Source organism: Neptuniibacter sp., from assembly GCF_024231755.1.
Lineage (GTDB): Bacteria > Pseudomonadota > Gammaproteobacteria > Pseudomonadales > Balneatricaceae > Neptuniibacter.
This window is the reverse complement of the sequence record NZ_JAAEQH010000346.1, coordinates 1-523: the sequence shown is the minus strand read 5'-3', so window position 1 is coordinate 523 and position 523 is coordinate 1. Positions and strand designations below refer to the sequence as shown.

Below are 523 nucleotides of genomic sequence, written 5' to 3'. Positions count from 1 at the left end.
TACCGATGACCAGGTCGATCAGGCGGTTACTGCAGCAATCCGCGCCTTTCCACACTGGTCTGAACTTACCCTAAAGCAACGCGCACAATACCTGATCCACTTCACCGAACTGATCGACCAGTACGCCAAACTATTAGCAGATACTATTGGTCAGGAAACAGGTAAACCCCTATGGGAAGCCAAAACTGAAGTCGCTGCGCTGAAAGGCAAAGCAGCACTCACCATCAAAGCCTATCAACAACGCTGCCCTACCGAAGAAAGCACCACAAATGGTGTTCGCTCGATTCTCAGCCATCGCCCACACGGGGTCGTTGCGATTTTTGGACCCTACAATTTTCCTGCACATCTGCCCAACGGGCATATTATGCCCGCCCTGCTTGCAGGAAATACAGCCGTACTTAAACCTAGCGAACTCACCCCGAGAACAGCAGAGCTCATGTTACATATCTGGCAGAAGGCAGAACTGCCAGACGGGGTACTGAATCTGGTACAGGGCACCAGAGAGACCGGTGCAGCACTCGCC

The 523-nt window shown here is 52.6% G+C and carries 1 protein-coding gene; it reads left to right on the top strand.

Translation table 11 applies throughout. From position 1 onward, the window contains the following. On the top strand, positions 1-523 hold a 523-nt coding region (locus GY843_RS19695), incomplete at both ends, for an aldehyde dehydrogenase family protein (RefSeq protein ID WP_297312242.1).